General features: G+C 50.6%; 15 protein-coding genes. 5 read left to right on the forward strand and 10 right to left on the reverse strand.

Going from position 1 to position 17,034, the window contains the following annotated elements; genetic code table 11:
* Positions 1 to 37: 37 nt before the first annotated feature.
* The 9 genes from dtd to yihU form a co-directional block, all read right to left on the reverse strand.
* The gene (gene dtd / locus HVZ52_RS22095) at positions 38 to 475 is read right to left on the reverse strand and encodes a D-aminoacyl-tRNA deacylase (protein WP_149382140.1); all 438 of its coding nucleotides are present in this window, start codon (positions 473 to 475) and stop codon (positions 38 to 40) included.
* A complete protein-coding gene (locus HVZ52_RS22100) occupies positions 472 to 1,344 on the reverse strand; it encodes a virulence factor BrkB family protein (RefSeq protein WP_019077938.1) in 873 nt (290 codons plus the stop codon). The genes dtd and HVZ52_RS22100 overlap by 4 nt, the downstream gene beginning before the upstream one ends.
* Entirely contained in the window at positions 1,338 to 1,937 is a 600-nt protein-coding gene (gene yihX / locus HVZ52_RS22105) for a glucose-1-phosphatase (RefSeq protein ID WP_016155174.1), read from the reverse strand. Before yihX ends, HVZ52_RS22100 begins: the two co-directional genes overlap by 7 nt.
* Positions 1,938 to 2,027: 90 nt before the next feature.
* Positions 2,028 to 2,918, reverse strand: coding sequence for an aldose 1-epimerase (locus HVZ52_RS22110; protein ID WP_181546578.1), 891 nt, complete (start codon positions 2,916 to 2,918; stop codon positions 2,028 to 2,030).
* A 30-nt stretch (positions 2,919 to 2,948) separates the two neighbouring features.
* Positions 2,949 to 4,274, reverse strand: a complete 1,326-nt coding sequence (locus tag HVZ52_RS22115) for an MFS transporter (protein ID WP_016157871.1) — start codon at positions 4,272 to 4,274, stop codon at positions 2,949 to 2,951.
* 102 nt (positions 4,275 to 4,376) lie between these two features.
* Entirely contained in the window at positions 4,377 to 5,810 is a 1,434-nt protein-coding gene (locus tag HVZ52_RS22120; protein WP_049041375.1) for an MFS transporter, read from the reverse strand.
* A gap of 69 nt (positions 5,811 to 5,879) precedes the next feature.
* Positions 5,880 to 6,890, reverse strand: a complete 1,011-nt coding sequence (locus HVZ52_RS22125) for an alcohol dehydrogenase catalytic domain-containing protein (RefSeq protein WP_016157869.1) — start codon at positions 6,888 to 6,890, stop codon at positions 5,880 to 5,882.
* A 31-nt stretch (positions 6,891 to 6,921) separates the two neighbouring features.
* A complete protein-coding gene (locus tag HVZ52_RS22130) occupies positions 6,922 to 7,809 on the reverse strand; it encodes an aldolase (RefSeq protein WP_181598703.1) in 888 nt (295 codons plus the stop codon).
* Positions 7,810 to 7,834: 25 nt separating this feature from the next.
* Positions 7,835 to 8,725 carry a sulfolactaldehyde 3-reductase gene (gene yihU, locus HVZ52_RS22135; protein WP_131405483.1) on the reverse strand — a complete coding sequence of 297 codons (891 nt, stop codon included), beginning with the start codon at positions 8,723 to 8,725 and terminating at the stop codon, positions 7,835 to 7,837.
* Positions 8,726 to 8,897: 172 nt separating this feature from the next.
* Between yihU and HVZ52_RS22140 the strand changes: the two genes are divergently transcribed.
* Positions 8,898 to 9,794 carry a sugar kinase gene (locus HVZ52_RS22140; RefSeq protein WP_016157866.1) on the forward strand — a complete coding sequence of 299 codons (897 nt, stop codon included), beginning with the start codon at positions 8,898 to 8,900 and terminating at the stop codon, positions 9,792 to 9,794.
* Between the two features lie 39 nt (positions 9,795 to 9,833).
* A complete protein-coding gene (locus HVZ52_RS22145; protein ID WP_181598704.1) occupies positions 9,834 to 10,622 on the forward strand; it encodes a DeoR/GlpR family DNA-binding transcription regulator in 789 nt (262 codons plus the stop codon).
* Positions 10,623 to 10,688: 66 nt separating this feature from the next.
* Here the strand turns inward: HVZ52_RS22145 and typA are convergent, their stop codons facing one another.
* On the reverse strand, positions 10,689 to 12,512 hold the full coding sequence (gene typA / locus HVZ52_RS22150; protein ID WP_008786988.1) for a ribosome-dependent GTPase TypA: 1,824 nt from the start codon (positions 12,510 to 12,512) through the stop codon (positions 10,689 to 10,691).
* Between the two features lie 380 nt (positions 12,513 to 12,892).
* On the opposite strand from typA, the gene glnA reads away from it, so the two are divergent.
* The 3 genes from glnA to glnG all read left to right on the forward strand — a co-directional run bounded on the left by glnA (position 12,893) and on the right by glnG (position 16,976).
* Positions 12,893 to 14,302, forward strand: coding sequence for a glutamate--ammonia ligase (glnA, locus tag HVZ52_RS22155; RefSeq protein WP_003028638.1), 1,410 nt, complete (start codon positions 12,893 to 12,895; stop codon positions 14,300 to 14,302).
* A 203-nt stretch (positions 14,303 to 14,505) separates the two neighbouring features.
* A complete protein-coding gene (gene glnL / locus HVZ52_RS22160; protein ID WP_016155163.1) occupies positions 14,506 to 15,555 on the forward strand; it encodes a nitrogen regulation protein NR(II) in 1,050 nt (349 codons plus the stop codon).
* Positions 15,556 to 15,566: 11 nt separating this feature from the next.
* A complete protein-coding gene (gene glnG, locus HVZ52_RS22165; protein WP_047357802.1) occupies positions 15,567 to 16,976 on the forward strand; it encodes a nitrogen regulation protein NR(I) in 1,410 nt (469 codons plus the stop codon).
* The last annotated feature ends 58 nt before the right edge of the window (positions 16,977 to 17,034 follow it).

A 17,034-nucleotide genomic window follows, 5' to 3' on the forward strand; every position in this document is an offset into this window, starting at 1 on the left:
TTCTCTCTTGTTGCCCGCGGCCACACCGGTAGCTGGTTCATACTTGTAACCAGAACGTCACGGGGCCATCATTAACCAGTGAAATCTGCATATCCGCAGCGAATCGACCGGTTTGCGTATTCATTTCCTGTTGGCGGCAACGCTCAACAAAGTATTCATACAGCGCTTCTGCCCGCTCGGGCGCAGCGCCTTTCGAAAACCCCGGGCGCATGCCGCGTTCGGTATCTGCCGCCAACGTGAACTGTGAAACCACCAGCACACTGCCACCTGATTGCTGCACGTTGAGGTTCATTTTCCCTTCGGCATCGCTAAAGATTCGATAGCCGAGTACGCGCTCGCACAGACGGTTCGCTTTCTGTTCGTCATCATCCCTTTCGACACCTAACAAGACCAAAAGTCCTGGGCCAATTTCACCCGTCACCTCGCCCTCCACGGTGACGCTGGCACGGGTTACGCGCTGAATTAATGCAATCATGGTTGATCTGCTTCTTCTTGTTCTGCGGCTTGTTTAAGTTTGCGGTATTCCCCGAGAGTGACAGTTATTTCCGCGCCAAGCAAGACGATACACCACGTCCAGTATACCCAGACAAATAAAATGGGGATCACCGCCAGGACACCGTAAATGAGCTGATACGACGGGAACATCGTGATGTAGAGCGCAAATCCTTTCTTTCCGGCCTCGAACAACACGGCGGCCACAAAGGCGCCAATAACCGCATCACGATTGGGCACACGCGTAGTCGGTACAATGCTGTAAAGCAGCCAGAACGAGAGCCAGGAAAGCACCAGAGGGAAAATACGCAAGACGTCATCAATCACCGAGTTGAGATCGCTGGCCCAGCGCAATGACAACAAATAAGAGCTGATCGCCAGACTGGCCCCCGCCAGCAGCGGCCCCAGCGTTAAAATCATCCAGTAAACGGCGAAAGAGTAAACTTTGGGACGAGTGCGCTTACTGCGCCAGATAGTATTCAGAGCATTATCAATGGCATACATCAGCAATAACGCCGTGACAATCAGCCCACATGCCCCAACGGCCGTCATTTTGTTCGAGTTGGCGACAAACTGTTCGATATAACGCTGGATGACGTCTCCCGTCGCCGGGATAAAGTTTGCAAAAATAAAATGACGTAGCTGGGCACTGACGTCGGAAAACATCGGAAATGCGGCGAAAAGAGCAAACACAACGGCGATAAGCGGCACTAATGAGAGCAGTGAAACGTAGGCAAGATTCCCTGCCAGCGTCGTCATGTTGTCCTCATCAATCCGCTGCCATAGTAGCTTCAGCCAGGCCCGTACAGGACGCGTATGATGCCTGGCTTGTTGCTGAACATTTTTTAACATAACAACTTCGCGAAATAGTCAGGAATGGTCGTTTTATCGACGACCTGGATACTGGTAATCCCTAACCGGTTAGCTCCTTCAATATTATCGGCGTTGTCGTCAAAAAAGACCGCATCTTCCGCAGAAAAACCTTCAGACTGCAGGACATGCTGGTAAATCCGCGCTTCCGGTTTTCGCATGCCCAGATCCTGGGAAAGATAAATATGGTCAGCAGCCTGACGAATTTCAGGATATTCATCCGGCCAAAATGTTGTGTGCAGACGGTTAGTATTCGACAAAACGACCACCCGATGCCCCTGCTCACGCAGTTTATGCATGATGTCGATGACTTCAGGGCGCAATGCCACAAAAACGGCCTGCCAGCCGTGAGAGAACTGCTCGTAACTTAGCGGCAGCGCCATGTCATGACATAGTGCCTCGGCAAAGGCTTCATCCGTTATTTCACCTCGCTCGTGCTGGTGAAAAGCCTCCCCCATGGTGAAACTTTGCTTCAGCGAGGCCAGCGGTACACGGCTCAGATCGCTCCATGTGCCCAACACGCGGTTGAAGTCGATATCGACAATCACATTACCTAAATCAAAGATATAGAGCATGATCTTCTCCTTAATCGCCGTGGATGAATAACTGTAGCGGGAAAGGAGAGGTTTGACTATGCGTCCCTGTTGGGATTATTGGCTAAGCCATCAGAATTCCTGTGCAAATTGCCAGCGTGACTCAATCACCAACGGAAGACCTGCACTGACAAACTGCGGTGTCCTATTTATCGCATTTGGCGCCTGAGTAAGCGGATTGGCACAAGTTGCATCGGGCTGTTTATCAAAGACAACCAGACTTTGCGCACTCGATGTCATTGTCATACTCAGCTTACCAGGCCACTGTAATCTGACATTGAGACCGTTATTAAAACCAAAGCAGTCATCCCACGGACCTGATTGTGGAGGGATTTTTTTACCGGTTGGTAGCTCATTGTTTCCAGCCTCTTCCTGCCAATCAGCATCAAAAAGTACCTGTAATTGTTCTTGTTCATTCTGCTGGTCGAGTCGTTTTGCAAACCAAGGGTGCCATCCAGCTGATGCAGGGAATGTTTCAGACAAAGTATGAATTTCTAAGCGTAGAATTAGCGCATCGTCTTCAATGGTCAGCGTTTGCAGGACCTCTCCTTGCCATGGCCATGGAGCGCCCAGTGTCATGCGCAGTTTCAAGGTATCCGCTTTATGTTCGACAATTTCCCATGATGAATAACAGGCCATACCATGTAGAGCATGAGGCGGTTTGTTAGCAGGTAATACGTACTGTTTCTCCCCCACTGTCAACGTTGCATCGCCAAGGCGGCCTGCCCAAGGAACCATAGGAAAGCAGCCATACTGAAATGCTTTACGCTGTGGCTCCCATTGACGTAACACTTCAAAACCAAATGCCTGTAGCGAGGTGATTCTGGCACCATCACGCGGAAAAACTTGCAGACGTAAATGTCCTTTTTCCAGCAAAATAGGTTGACCGATCGGTCCCGGCCAGGCGGCATCAAAAGCACGCTGTAATGCTTGATAATGCTCAGTATTCAATTCATTGTTCATGTTATTGCTCTCTGATATTTCGGTAAGAAGTTAAATGTTATTAGCGTCATTTTTATTGTCTGAATGTGGCTCAATAAGCCAGACGCAAATGAATGAAAGTATTGAGATAACAAACAGAAACAGTGCTACATACCACGGTTTCCCGCCTCCCAGCGCCAACAAGCTGGAGGCAATTAGCGGGCTTAACCCACCCAGAATTGCGGAGAACTGATAGGCAAATGAAAGACCCGTATAACGCACTCGTGTTCCGAACATACGAGTAAATAAGGTGGGCTGTACTGCAAACATCATCGTTGGCCCCAGGTTATAGCCAAGAATCATGCAGCACCAGATGATAAGTGTGCTTTTCGTATCCAGCAGCAGGAAGAATGGGAATGCAAAAAGGATGCAAAAACCAGCGCCAAATAAATACATCTTCCGTTGCCCAACGCGGTCAGAGATCCAACCAATTAATGGACAACATACAATGCCAATTGCTGAGGCGATTAGCATGCCGTTGAGTGGAATATCCCTTGATAATGCCAACTGGCTGGAAATATAGACAATACCAAAGGCATTAATGATGTTTGACGAAACGCTCTCTGCCAGCCTGGCCCCTAGCGCCAACAGAATGTTACGCGGATGCTTACGGAAAAGTTCAATCAACGGTGGTGCTGATTGTTCCTGTGAGACAGCCGTTTTTTGTTTTTTAAAATCCAGTGTTTCTTCAGTATGTAACCGTATGAACATCCCAACAATTAACATGATGGCAGAGAGCCAAAAAGGGATACGCCATCCCCAGGCCAGAAACTCTTCCTGGGTCAGGAAGTGATTGCATAATGCAAACACCCCTGTCGCCAGCATAATCCCAACCGAGGCTGCAGTTTGTGGGAGCGAACCTAAAAACCCGCGCTTCGCCTCAGGCGCAGATTCAATAGTCATCAATGCAGCCCCGCCATATTCCCCACCCAGACCGAACCCCTGCACCAGACGAAGAACCATCAATATAATCGGGGCCCAGATACCAATGTCCTTGTATGTTGGTATGAAGCCGATTAAAAACGTTGAGGAACCAACTATCGCTAACGTCCAAATCAACGTTATTTTGCGACCGACTTTATCGCCAAAATGGCCAAAAACAATGCCCCCTAGCGGACGTGATAGAAAACCCACACCAAAGGTCGCGAATGCGGCGATTAAACCAATAAAAGGATCGCTATCAGGGAAAAACAGGGGAGCAAAGACTAGCCCTGCTGCCGTTCCGAAAATAAAAAAATCGTACCATTCCATCAACGCGCCAGCGAAACTGCCCATGACAACGCGTCTCATGGCTTTGCCGGATAGCTCTTTCCCTGGTACATGTTCTATTTCAGCCATACTTTTCCTCTCCGGGTCGGCGAGAAATCTGCGCAATAAAATCACTAAAAAAGCAGCGGATATACGAAAAAGCGCGTCGACATGTTGCGACGCGCTTGCTTGTTATTTATCCAGCTCAGCCAGTACCTCAGCGTCTTCAGCGTCAACGTTTGCACCAAGTGGTTCCCACTTAATCAACACGCATGTCAAGAAGCCGAGAAAAGGAACAATTGCCAGCCAATAGAACGCTTCTGTCTTTAATGCACCCCACAACATTGGCCAGAAAATAAGTCCGGCAATCGCCCCAGTACGCATAATTGCACGAGCAAATCCTACGCCTGTCGGGCGAATAGATGGCGGATAAGAAAGTGTGGCAATGGTCATTCCCAGGCCGCCCGGGCCCGCTGAATGGAAGAAAATGATCGCGCCCAACAAACCTAAAGAAAGCCATGGGTTGGTGGTTGCTAATGCACCTAAAGCAAGTAATGCAACCGTTACGACGGCGAAACCATACATCGACTGAAGGCGAGTTCCCAAACGCTGGAGGATAAGTGAACCAATCAATCCACCTGTAATGCCACACAGGGCATTCACTACCGCAGAACCGCTAAGTGCCCCGGTTAATCCACCGCTCAGTATTCCCGCCAAAGTCAGCGGTAAATAAACGCCCACGGCGTTGTATTGCCAGGCTTGCATCGTCGCCACAACGCAGCCGAGAATGGTACGTTTGCGATAACGTGAGTTAAATAAAATCCCATACCCGCCATGAAACTTACTTTCTGTTTTTTCAGCAGAAATATCATCGCTTTTTGACTTGGCAGCAACGCGAGCATGAACACCATAGCGTTTAGCCAGAATATCGCAGGCTTTATCATAACGTCCGACTCGTGCGGCCCACATTGCGGATTCGCCAATGAAGAAATAGCGTAGGATCATGATAATGATGGCAAAAATAGCACCAATGAAAATACCATAGCGCCATAATTGCTCTTCTGCGATACCCGACAACAGCAGTGGAAGCAGCACAAGATAGACGACCGTAGTTGATACATACCAGGCCATTTGCCAGAGATTAACCGATGAACCGGTTTTCTTAGATGTTGAGCCGCGTAGTTCTGCCACCGCATTTGTTGCCAGCGGGAAATCAATACCCAAGCCAAATCCCATGATTACGCGACACACCAGCACCCACCAGATGTTCGGGGCTATCGCGACAGCTGCGGCACCTATTGTGCACAGGCCCATTCCGATGATAAATGCACGCTTTTGACCAAAGCGGTTAATCACACGGTTCGCCAGCAATCCACCAATCAGAGCGGCAACTAAAACAGAGGCGTTAACCGTCGCCGCTAGCCCCGGCGAAATACCAAATTGCAATGCAATATATTTATTACCAAACCCCACCATCGCCGCCTGATAGGCATCAATTAGAATGCCGCCAAGAGCGATAAAAATGACGCCGACACTGGTGTTTACTGCTGAATGTTTATTAACAATATCAATCACGTCCTGGGGACGACCGATCGAGTAAGGTGTAGGACTGGTGATGTGACTCATCGCAGCATCCTTTTTCATTGTTGTAGGATGGCGCTACCCTTAAGCAGCGCCAGACAGAGGGTTACAGCATCAAACCTCAGCAAATTGCAGCATGACTTTTATAGAGTCATTTTGCTGCGCACGTTCAAACGCCTTATCCGCATCTTCGACAGGGAAGAGATCGGTCACCAGTTCGCTGGTGTCAAACCGCCCATCCGCAAGCCATTCAATCACGGCATCGAAGTCTTCCGGAATATACATGCCGGAATTCAACAAATCGCGTTCGAAGCGCTGCATCATCGGAAGAGGAATTTCACGTGGGCCACTCGGTACCCCCATGCACACTACCGTTCCGCCAGCATAAACGTGGGTAAATGCATCATTCAGCGTGGTCTGGGCAGCAACAACATCAATTGCCCCCGTAAAACGGACCTGTGCATCCAATTCCCCCGGAGCCCAGACTTCCGTGGCACCTAGCTTTAACGACAACGCGCGCTTAGCGGCATCAGGTTCGATGACGGTGATCTTTCCCGCGCCCATGATGCGCAATGCTTGAACGATGGATAAGCCAATTGTCCCTGCACCAATCACTAGTACACTTTCCAATGACGCTTTCGGCATACGGCTCACGCAATGACGCGCGCAGGCTGCGGGCTCAGCGAAAGCCAGTGCTTTTAGTGGTAACGAAGCAGGTGCAACATGGCAGTTTCGTGCAGGTACAATGTGCTGCGAGCGGGCAAAACCCGGCGCCCGAAAGCCAGCAACCTGTGGCGGCTCACACAGATTAAAGCGACCCGCTTTACAAGCACGGCACTCCATGCAGGCCATTATTGGGTCGACTACGACATGATCGCCCAGCTTAACATTCGTCACTTCACTGCCCACTTCAGTTACGCGTGCCGCAATTTCATGTCCAGGCACAACCGGAGGTTTTGCAAATGGGTGCCCTCCCTTCAGTACATGCAGATCAGAGCCACATATTCCGTAAAACACCGGAGCAATGCGGACTTCTTGCGGTTTAAGTTCCTGGTGCGGCAGCTCAACATATTGGGTGGTCACCTTCCCAATATCAGAAAATAGAACTTGGGTAATCTTATCCATGGTTCTTCTCCAGATTCGTTAAAATGGGTGATTAACGCTGAGAAATCCCTTCATCGACGATTTCTGCCAGGCGTTGTAAGCGTGGAACCGACACATCACGCAACATTGTTTGCGGATCTTGAGCACCAACAACCGATGCCCAAACGGCACGCCCTGCCAGGAATCCGGAAGCTCCCCCCTTCATGGCGATACGGACCGCGCGGCCAAAAATATCCGCATCAACACCAGAAGAGAGAATGACCCACGGCATTTTCATTTGTTCATGCAACTTTTGACACGCAGCAAGTAGGGTCTGTTCATCACCTTTGCCGCCTAATGGCATTTCAGCTTTATAGAGGTCAGCATCGGTGCAGCCGAGTTCAGCCGCTGCGGCAACGATGGCGCTTTCCCGGTCAAATTCCCAACCACGACGAGGAGGTCGGACAACCGGCTCAATGATGCTGACCAACCCTGCGCTACGGCAGCGTTGAACAAACTCAGCCACCATAGCCAAACGTTCTTCTGCAGGTTCATCTTCACGCCACAGCACCAACAACTTCATGGCTTTCGCACCCATTTCGCGGGCTTTATGCGGATCAATCGCTCTATCAATTTCGACACTATCAACTGGAATACCATTACCCGGAACAAAATGGTCAGCCGCCACAATCAGTCCACATGAATCAGCGACTGCACCTTGAGAGACAATCTGATCGAGACAAAATTGTTTATCTGCCAGAACCGCTGAAGCGTAGGGAGACAGAATTTGTGTTGCTGCAACTTTAAAATCAGTCAATACGCTGTCGGCAACCGGTTTAGGATATCCAGACGCTGCAAACATCAGGCGCATTGCTTCACGCTGATCAACGGCCAGCATGGCAAATCCACCGCCAGGGCGAGAAATATCTTTCAGCGTGTATGAGGTATTGTGGGAAGACATAATAACTCCTGTAACTATTTAAAATTTATAATGAATCTGGTCGGCCAGCCTGCTGACGAACCTGAGATAACAACGCACTCCAGTCCTGACGGCCTCGACCGTTCTCGCTGGCACGGGTGTAATAGGTTTCTGCTGCAATGCCCATATTGAGCGGCGCACCGATCTGACTAGCGACATCGACGGCAATACGCAGGTCTTTCAACGCGAGGTCCACCATGAATGCCGGAGAAAGATCTCCTTTAAGTACCTTGCCAGGCCAGGTTGTCGTAAAGTGCCCCTTACCTGCGGCAGTACCGCTCATGACCTTAATGGCCACATCAAGGCTCAAACCCAATGATTCGCAAAGTACAGCGGCTTCCGCTGACAAGGCGTTCAGCGCAATACTCATATAGTTATTGATGAGCTTTACACGGATCCCCATACCGGGACCGCCAGCTTCCACCAGTTCATTTCCCATACACATCAGCACAGGGCGAGCGCGTTCAACCTGTTCAGGCGTTCCACCAGCAAGAATCAGCAGCGTGCCGTCAATCGCGTTAACTGACGTTCTGCCCACGGGGGCATCCATCATGCTGATGCCTTTCTCTCTCATCTCATGAATCAATGCATCGGTCTGCAATGGATGAATCGTGGACATGTCAATAACCAATGCATTGGGGGACAGGCCTTCGCTGACGCCATCTTTACCCAGCAGAACTTGCCGAACGATGTCGCCATTTGGCAGCATAGTGATAATGAATTCAGCATCTTTAGCGGCTTCAGCAGGGGTTTGAGCAGCAGTCGCACCTTTTTGTACTAATTCATTGACTGCCTGTTGGTTTACGTCGAACACACGCAAAGCATGTCCCTTTTGCAATAGATTATTAGCCATTGGGCTGCCCATCTGGCCCAAGCCCAAAAATGCAACGGTTGTCATGAATGCTCTCCTGTCTCAGGTTGACAAAATAATTACAATTAAAAATTCGTTTTCGTCTGTTTTTGAGCATATTTGTAATTTATGACTAAAAACAAGACACATGTCACTAATTTGATCATTTATGTCATTAAAATGAACAAAAGAAGACAAGATCACACAGGAATAAACAAATATGACCAGAATTGCTTGTATTGGAATCACCGTTCAGGACCGTATTTATTCTTTAAACGACCTGCCCAATGGCGGGGGTAAATATCAATCTAATCAATACCTTGAAACAGGTGGCGGCCCAGCCGCAACAGCGGCTGTCGCCATTGCCCGGCTCGGTATTGACGTTGATTTTATAGGTCGCGTAGGCGATGACAGTTGCGGGAATACTTTGCTTAACGAACTTCAGGTCTGGGGGGTTAATACCGAGTTTTGTCGGCAATACCCGAATTCCCGTTCATCTCAGTCCGCAATATTGGTCGATCAGCACGGAGAACGCATCATCGTGAACTATCCAAGCCCAGATCTTGGTACAGATGCTCAGTGGTTGGAGTCGATTGATTTTTCTCGATATGACATCGTTCTGGCCGATGTACGTTGGCATGAAGGGACGTTGAAATCCTTCGAGCTGGCACGTGCCGCAGGTGTCCCAACACTGCTGGATGCCGATATGACTCCACAAGACATAACCCCATTGGTAGCACTTGCCGACCATGCAGTTTTTTCAACCCCAGGTCTGAAGAGAATGACAGGGCAGAATGATGCACAACTGGCACTTAAACTGGCCTCTAAGCATACCAATGGTAAAGTGTACGTTACGCTTGGTAGTGAAGGATCACTATGGATTGAAAATGGGCAAACGTGCCAACAAACTGCATTTTCTGTCAATGTTGTGGATACAACTGGGGCAGGCGATGTTTTCCACGGTGCTATGGCGGCAGCTCTCGCAGAGAAAATGTCTACTGATCAAGCTATCCGTTTCGCAAGTGCTGTGGCGGCGATGAAATGCACTCAGGCAGGCGGACGAGCCGGAATTCCTAATCGTGCGCAAACCGAATCATTTTTGTCACTTTATGCGTAAAATAGCCGACAATTACGGGGAAGAGGTCCAGGAGTATTCATGAGCATCATTGAAGTCACCGGTAATCCGCGTCACGATCAACTTGTTCATTACATTTCAGAACGCGGCTATATGAATATTGAAGAGCTCGCACAATTGCTGGATGTTTCCACACAAACCGTGCGCCGAGATATTCGTAAGTTGAGTGAACAGGGTCTGATCACCCGACACCATGGTGGAGCCGGACGTGTATCCAGCATCATGAATACCGCCTTCGAACAGCGAGAGTTGTCCCTCATTCAGGAAAAAGAAGCGATAGCGGAGGCTGTTGCTGATTATCTTCCTGAACGCTGCACGGTTTTTATTACCATTGGTACTACGGTAGAAGCCGTCGCACGAGCTTTGCTGAACCGCCGGGACCTACGCATAATTACTAACAGTCTTCGTGTTGCGCAGATCTTATATAAGAATCATGATCTTGAGGTCATGGTGCCCGGTGGAACGTTACGTGCTCATAATGGCGGTATTGTTGGTCCAGGAGCAGTGAACTTTATTGAAGGATTCAGAGCCGACTATTTGATTACCAGTATTGGTGCCATTGAGGAAGACGGCACACTATTGGAATTTGACGTTAACGAAGCGCTTGTCGCCAAAACGATGATTAAGCATGCACGTAATACGCTGTTAGTTGCTGATCATACTAAGTTTACCGCCTCAGCCGCTGTATCCATCGGTAATATGCGTAAAATTCGGGCATTTTTTACCGATTCCCAACCACCAAATTCATTCAAGCAATTGCTTGATTTAGAAAATATTGAGCTAGTCATTGCAGAGCAGGAAACAACCTGATCTTTTAGATAAAAAAAGCCGCTGAAATCAGCGGCTTTTTTATGCTTACCTGAGAAAGAGCGTTAATTACTCTTCTTTCGCGCCACGCATTGCACGGCGACGATCGTTTTCAGTCAGGTGACGCTTACGGATACGGATAGAGGTTGGGGTAACTTCTACCAGTTCGTCGTCATCGATGAATTCCAGAGCCTGCTCCAGAGTCATCTTAACCGGCGGAACCAGAACCGTTGCTTCGTCAGTACCGGACGCACGCATGTTGGTCAGTTTCTTACCGGTCAGGCAGTTTACAGTCAGGTCGTTAGAGCGGCTGTGAATACCGATGATCTGGCCTTCGTAAACTTCAGCACCGTGACCCAGGAACAGCTTACCGCGGTCCTGCAGGCTGAACAGTGCGAACGCAACTGCTTTACCCTGGCCGTTGGAGATCAGTACGCCGTTCTGACGCTGACCCACATCACCCGCACGAACATCGTCGTAGTGGCTGAAGGTGGAGTACAGCAGACCGGTACCGGAAGTCATGGTCATGAATTCTGAACGGAAGCCGATCAGACCACGGCTTGGGATCACGTAGTCAAGACGTACGCGGCCTTTGCCATCTGGATTCATGTTTTTCAGGTCGCCTTTACGCTCACCCAGAGCCTGCATGACAGAACCCTGATGTTGCTCTTCGACGTCCAGCGTTACGTTTTCGAACGGCTCTTGTTTACGGCCGTCGATTTCGCGGAAGATTACTTTCGGACGGGAAACCGCCATTTCGAAACCTTCACGACGCATGTTCTCGATCAGAACAGACAGGTGCAGCTCACCACGACCAGATACACGGAACGCATCCGCATCTTCGGTTTCTTCGACGCGCAGCGCAACGTTGTGCACCAGCTCTTTGTTCAGGCGGTCAAGGATCTGACGAGAGGTAACATATTTACCTTCTTTACCACAGAACGGGGAGGTGTTTACGCAGAAGAACATGGTTACGGTCGGTTCATCAACGGACAGAGCCGGCAGCGCTTCGACGTTCTGCGGGTCGCAGATGGTGTCGGAGATGTTCAGTTCACCCAGACCGGTGATCGCGATGATATCGCCCGCTTCGGCAATATCACTCTCGATACGTTCCAGACCCAGATGGGTCAGAACTTTACCGACTTTACCGTTACGGGTTTTGCCTTCGCTATCAATGATAGTGATCTGCTGGTTCGGTTTAACTTTACCGCGTTTGATACGGCCGATGCCGATTACGCCAACGTAGTTGTTGTAGTCCAGCTGAGAGATTTGCATCTGCAGCGGGCCATCAAGGTCTACGCTTGGAGCCGGAACACGATCAACGATGGTCTGATACAGCGGAGTCATGTCTTCAGCCATATCTTCGTGATCCAGACCTGCGATACCGTTCAGCGCGGAAGCGTAAACGATCGGGAAGTCCAGCTGCTCGTCGGTAGCGTCGAGGTTAACGAACAGGTCAAATACCTGATCAACAACCCAGTCAGGACGCGCGCCAGGGCGGTCAACTTTGTTGATAACAACAATTGGCTTCAGGCCATGGGCAAAGGCTTTTTTGGTCACGAAGCGCGTCTGCGGCATCGGACCATCCATTGCATCCACCACCAGCAGCACGGAGTCGACCATGGACATTACACGTTCAACTTCACCACCGAAGTCGGCGTGCCCTGGGGTATCAACGATGTTGATACGGTAGTCATTCCATTTGATAGCGGTGTTTTTAGCGAGGATGGTAATCCCACGCTCTTTCTCCAAATCGTTGGAGTCCATCACGCGCTCTTGGGTTTCAGCACGTGCATCGAACGTACCGGATTGTTGGAGCAGCTTGTCTACCAGGGTCGTTTTACCATGGTCTACGTGCGCGATGATGGCGATGTTACGCAAATTTTCGATCACAACTTTGCCTCAGGCATTTTAGAAATAGCGCGTTATTGTACACGGATTAATCGCAGTACAAAACAGGATCACAAACATCCTCCGCAAACAAGTATTGCAGAGTTTCTTTGTGATCACATTCACGGAGCGTTAAAAGGGGTAATCTGACATGCTTTGCACCAATATGGTGCTTAATGTTCACATTAAAGCACTATAATGGTGCAATACAACCTTCATGGTGCAGCCCCTTTGCACGATAGTGCGCATGATAACGCCTTTTAGGGGCAATTTAAAAGTTGGCACAGATTTCGCTTTATATTTTTTACGGCGACACGGCCAATTTTTTGCAGAATTGAAGACTTCGTTACCACGACGACCATGACCAATCCGGGAGAGTAAGTATGTCCGCTGAACACGTTTTGACGATGCTGAACGAACACGAAGTGAAGTTTGTTGATTTACGCTTCACTGATACCAAAGGTAAAGAACAGCACGTCACTATTCCTGCTCATCAGGTAAATGCCGAATTCTTTGAAGAAGGCAAAATGTTTGACGGCTCCTCAATCGGTGGCTGGAAAGGCATTAACGAATCAGACATGGTTCTGATGCCAGATGCGTCTACTGCACTTATCGACCCGTTCTATGAAGAGTCCACCCTGATCATCCGTTGCGATATCCTGGAACCAGGTACGCTGCAGGGCTACGACCGCGACCCGCGCTCCATCGCTAAACGCGCTGAAGAGTATCTGCGTTCTACCGGCATCGCAGACACCGTTCTGTTCGGGCCTGAGCCAGAGTTTTTCCTGTTTGACGACATCCGTTTCGGCGCGTCCATTTCCGGTTCCCACGTGGCTATCGATGACATCGAAGGCGCATGGAACTCCTCCACCAAATACGAAGGTGGTAACAAAGGTCACCGTCCTGGCGTGAAAGGCGGTTACTTCCCAGTTCCTCCGGTAGATTCTTCTCAGGACATCCGTTCTACCATGTGTCTGATCATGGAAGAAATGGGCCTGGTTGTTGAAGCGCATCACCACGAAGTGGCGACCGCAGGTCAGAACGAAATCGCGACCCGCTTTAACACCATGACCAAAAAAGCGGACGAAATTCAGATCTACAAATATGTGGTTCACAACGTCGCTCACCGTTTCGGTAAAACCGCGACCTTTATGCCAAAACCTATGTTTGGCGATAACGGTTCCGGTATGCACTGCCACATGTCTCTGTCCAAGAACGGCGTAAACCTGTTCTCTGGCGACAAATATGCGGGTCTGTCTGAGCAGGCGCTGTTCTACATCGGCGGCGTAATCAAACACGCTAAAGCGATCAACGCCCTGGCTAACCCAACCACCAACTCTTACAAGCGTCTGGTCCCAGGCTACGAAGCGCCGGTAATGCTGGCTTACTCTGCCCGTAACCGTTCTGCTTCTATCCGTATTCCGGTAGTGGCTTCTCCGAAAGCGCGTCGTATCGAAGTGCGTTTCCCGGACCCGGCTGCTAACCCGTACCTGTGCTTCGCAGCACTGCTGATGGCTGGCCTTGACGGTATTAAGAACAAGATCCACCCAGGCGAAGCCATGGACAAAAACCTGTACGACCTGCCGCCGGAAGAAGCGAAAGAGATCCCACAGGTTGCAGGTTCTCTGGAAGAAGCACTGAAAGAACTGGATCTGGACCGTGAGTTCCTGACTGCAGGCGGCGTGTTCACCAATGAAGCGATCGATGCGTACATTACGCTGCGTCGCGAAGAAGATGACCGCGTGCGCATGACTCCGCACCCGGTAGAGTTTGAGCTGTACTACAGCGTTTAATTAGTACCAATACTCCGTAGATTTCTTGTTGCGACCCACGCGGCTGTAGCAAGAAAAATATAGAGTCTTTAAGTTGCCGTGGAACTTTTAGCCCATCCCAGGATGGGCTTTTTTCTCCACTAACAACCTGCTTCCTCGCGCTTTTTTGATGTAAAAAGCTATAATGCACTAAATTGGTGCAACACTTTTCAGGAGACTGCTGAATGGCAACCGGCACGCTGCCCGATGCTGGGCAGATCCTCAATTCTTTAATCAACAGCATCTTACTCGTCGACGATGAGCTGGCGGTACATTACGCCAACCCGGCGGCACAACAGCTTCTCGCCCAAAGCTCCCGCAAACTGTTTGGTACCCCACTTCCGGATCTGTTGAGTTATTTCTCCTTAAACATCGGGCTGATGCGAGAGAGCCTGGAAGCAGGCCAGGGCTTTACGGATAACGAAGTGACGCTGGTGATAGATAGCCACTCACACATCCTCTCTGTGACCGCTCAGAGGCTGCCTGATGGCCTTATCCTGCTGGAGATGGCGCCAATGGATAACCAGCGCCGTCTGAGCCAGGAACAGCTCCAGCACGCCCAGCAGATTGCTGCCCGCGATCTGGTGCGCGGCCTGGCGCACGAAATTAAAAACCCGCTGGGTGGATTACGCGGCGCGGCGCAACTGCTCAGTAAAGCGCTTCCGGACCCGGCGCTGACCGAATATACCAAAGTCATTATTGAGCAGGCCGACCGCCTGCGTAATCTGGTCGACCGTCTGCTGGGACCACAACAGCCGGGAATGCACGTCACAGAAAGTATCCACAAAGTGGCGGAGCGCGTGGTGGCGCTGGTCTCGATGGAGCTGCCGGAAAACGTCACGCTGATTCGTGATTACGACCCAAGTCTGCCTGAATTACTGCACGACCCGGACCAGATCGAGCAGGTTTTGCTGAACATCGTGCGCAATGCTTTGCAGGCGCTGGGACCGGAAGGCGGCGAGATTATTCTGCGTACCCGCACCGCGTTTCAGCTCACGCTGCACGGTATGCGTTATCGTCTGGCGGCGCGGATTGATGTTGAGGATAACGGTCCGGGAATTCCCTCGCATTTGCAGGACACGCTGTTCTACCCAATGGTCAGCGGTCGCGAAGGCGGTACCGGCCTTGGATTATCCATCGCCCGTAATTTGATTGATCAACATTCCGGCAAAATTGAATTTACCAGTTGGCCGGGTCATACCGAGTTCTCGGTTTACCTGCCTATCAGGAAATAAAGGTGACGTTTATGCAACGAGGAATAGTCTGGGTAGTTGATGACGATAGTTCCATCCGTTGGGTGCTTGAACGTGCGCTCGCAGGGGCAGGACTAAGCTGCACTACATTTGAGAGTGGTAAAGAGGTACTGGACGCGCTGGCCAGCAAAACGCCGGACGTACTGCTGTCGGATATCCGCATGCCGGGCATGGACGGCCTGACGCTGTTAAAACAGATCAAACAACGGCATCCGATGCTTCCGGTCATCATAATGACCGCACACTCCGATCTGGATGCTGCCGTCAGCGCCTACCAGCAAGGGGCGTTTGATTATCTGCCCAAACCTTTTGATATTGATGAAGCCGTGGCGCTGGTCGAACGCGCCATCAGCCATTATCAGGAACAGCAGCAGCCGCGTAATATTCAAATCAACGGCCCAACAACCGACATCATCGGCGAAGCACCGGCAATGCAAGACGTCTTTCGCATTATTGGTCGCCTGTCCCGTTCTTCAATCAGCGTATTGATTAACGGAGAGTCCGGGACCGGTAAAGAGCTGGTCGCCCATGCGTTGCACCGTCATAGTCCGCGCGTCAAAGCACCGTTTATCGCGCTGAACATGGCTGCTATTCCGAAAGATTTGATCGAGTCTGAGCTGTTTGGCCATGAAAAAGGGGCGTTTACCGGGGCGAATACGATTCGTCAGGGGCGCTTTGAACAGGCAGACGGCGGCACGCTGTTCCTCGATGAAATTGGCGATATGCCGCTGGACGTGCAGACGCGTTTATTGCGCGTATTAGCCGATGGACAGTTTTACCGCGTTGGCGGTTATGCGCCTGTGAAGGTGGACGTACGTATTATCGCCGCTACGCACCAGAACCTGGAACTGCGGGTGCAGGAAGGCAAATTCCGTGAGGACTTATTCCATCGCCTGAACGTCATCCGGGTGCATCTGCCGCCACTGCGCGAACGTCGGGAAGATATCCCACGCCTGGCGCGTCATTTCCTGCAAGAGGCCGCCCGCGAACTGGGAGTAGAAGCCAAGCAATTACACACTGAAACCGAGGCGGCGCTCACCCGTCTGTCATGGCCGGGAAACGTGCGTCAGCTTGAGAATACCTGTCGCTGGTTAACCGTAATGGCCGCCGGACAGGAAGTACTCATTCAGGACTTACCGACCGAACTGTTTGAAACCACCGTGCCTGACGCACCGTCCCATATGCAGCCAGACAGTTGGGCAACCCTGTTGGCACAGTGGGCGGATCGGGCATTACGTTCCGGTCATCAAAACCTGCTTTCAGAGGCTCAACCGGAGATGGAGCGCACGCTGCTGACCACCGCGCTACGTCATACCCAGGGGCATAAACAGGAAGCGGCACGGCTGCTCGGTTGGGGCCGTAATACCTTGACGCGTAAGTTAAAAGAACTCGGAATGGAGTGACGATCGGTCACTGTGTAAAGATTGATAATTGAGCGCAAATTGCTGCTATTTTGCGCTT

Source organism: Citrobacter sp. RHB36-C18, from assembly GCF_013814485.1.
In the GTDB taxonomy this organism is placed as follows: domain Bacteria; phylum Pseudomonadota; class Gammaproteobacteria; order Enterobacterales; family Enterobacteriaceae; genus Citrobacter; species Citrobacter braakii.

What these genes read in the sequence shown, in the direction of transcription:
- dtd (WP_149382140.1), bottom strand. Translation starts at nt 475, where the DNA reads ATGATTGCATTAATTCAGCGCGTAACCCGTGCCAGCGTCACCGTGGAG.
- HVZ52_RS22100 (WP_019077938.1), bottom strand. Translation starts at nt 1,344, where the DNA reads ATGTTAAAAAATGTTCAGCAACAAGCCAGGCATCATACGCGTCCTGTA.
- yihX (WP_016155174.1), bottom strand. Translation starts at nt 1,937, where the DNA reads ATGCTCTATATCTTTGATTTAGGTAATGTGATTGTCGATATCGACTTC.
- HVZ52_RS22110 (WP_181546578.1), bottom strand. Translation starts at nt 2,918, where the DNA reads ATGAACAATGAATTGAATACTGAGCATTATCAAGCATTACAGCGTGCT.
- HVZ52_RS22115 (WP_016157871.1), bottom strand. Translation starts at nt 4,274, where the DNA reads ATGGCTGAAATAGAACATGTACCAGGGAAAGAGCTATCCGGCAAAGCC.
- HVZ52_RS22120 (WP_049041375.1), bottom strand. Translation starts at nt 5,810, where the DNA reads ATGAGTCACATCACCAGTCCTACACCTTACTCGATCGGTCGTCCCCAG.
- HVZ52_RS22125 (WP_016157869.1), bottom strand. Translation starts at nt 6,890, where the DNA reads ATGGATAAGATTACCCAAGTTCTATTTTCTGATATTGGGAAGGTGACC.
- HVZ52_RS22130 (WP_181598703.1), bottom strand. Translation starts at nt 7,809, where the DNA reads ATGTCTTCCCACAATACCTCATACACGCTGAAAGATATTTCTCGCCCT.
- yihU (WP_131405483.1), bottom strand. Translation starts at nt 8,725, where the DNA reads ATGACAACCGTTGCATTTTTGGGCTTGGGCCAGATGGGCAGCCCAATG.
- HVZ52_RS22140 (WP_016157866.1), top strand. Translation starts at nt 8,898, where the DNA reads ATGACCAGAATTGCTTGTATTGGAATCACCGTTCAGGACCGTATTTAT.
- HVZ52_RS22145 (WP_181598704.1), top strand. Translation starts at nt 9,834, where the DNA reads ATGAGCATCATTGAAGTCACCGGTAATCCGCGTCACGATCAACTTGTT.
- glnA (WP_003028638.1), top strand. Translation starts at nt 12,893, where the DNA reads ATGTCCGCTGAACACGTTTTGACGATGCTGAACGAACACGAAGTGAAG.
- glnL (WP_016155163.1), top strand. Translation starts at nt 14,506, where the DNA reads ATGGCAACCGGCACGCTGCCCGATGCTGGGCAGATCCTCAATTCTTTA.
- glnG (WP_047357802.1), top strand. Translation starts at nt 15,567, where the DNA reads ATGCAACGAGGAATAGTCTGGGTAGTTGATGACGATAGTTCCATCCGT.